This is a genomic window from Variovorax sp. dw_954, from assembly GCF_018449755.1.
GTDB lineage: Bacteria > Pseudomonadota > Gammaproteobacteria > Burkholderiales > Burkholderiaceae_C > Variovorax.
In genome coordinates, this window is the sequence record NZ_JAAVVD010000102.1 from 1 (window position 1) to 652 (window position 652).

The 652-nt window shown below is 63.2% G+C and carries 1 protein-coding gene and 1 pseudogene; one reads left to right on the top strand and one right to left on the bottom strand.

The window, feature by feature from the left end; genetic code table 11:
* Positions 1-115: pseudogene (locus HB681_RS38635) on the top strand (Crp/Fnr family transcriptional regulator); the annotation flags it as partial.
* Positions 116-244: 129 nt separating this feature from the next.
* Here HB681_RS38635 and HB681_RS37695 read toward each other — a convergent pair.
* Positions 245-652 (bottom strand): histidine phosphatase family protein (locus tag HB681_RS37695; RefSeq protein ID WP_213959994.1); only part of this gene is annotated, 408 nt, incomplete at its 5' end.

Here is a 652-nt window from a genome sequence, read left to right on the forward strand (position 1 = left end):
TCGCGGGCGCATCGAAGTCCTCGACAGGCAGGGCATCGAGCATCGCTGTTGCGAGTGCTATACGGTCGTCAAGAAGGAATATGACCGTCTTCTGCCCGACCGCATCGCGAGTTGAGCAGCCTCGACTTCCCGCTGCTTCCGGCGCGCGTGTTCCTCTTGTCCATGCACTATGCAGATCACTGCTGCAGGCGCATTGGTGCACTCGTTCACGACGCCGTGGCGCCTGCCCTTTCGACATCGGGCACTACGCGCCGCTGCGAAAGAAGGACGAACTCGCGTTCCAAAGTGAAATCACCGGACGCAGGGCGTGGTCAGCATCCGTCCCGAGGATGCTGAGCGATGCCGGATCGAGCGCAAAATGCCGGCCTTCGCGCGGCGGCAACAACAACCATCTCGCCGCCAGCACACGGCCGAACTGACCATGAGAGAACAGTGCCACGTTGCCGCGTTCCTTGCGCAGCCTATGCAGGAGCCGGTCCGCGCGATCGGCAACATCTGCGGGCGCTTCGCCGCCGGGGCAGCCATCCTGCCAGATGTCCCAGCCAGGCCGCTTGTTCAAGATCTCCGGCGTGCGCAGGCTCTCATAGTCGCCATAGTCCCATTCGGCCAGGTCGGGTTCTATCTCGGCGTCGGTCCCGAGTTCCGCAAGAGA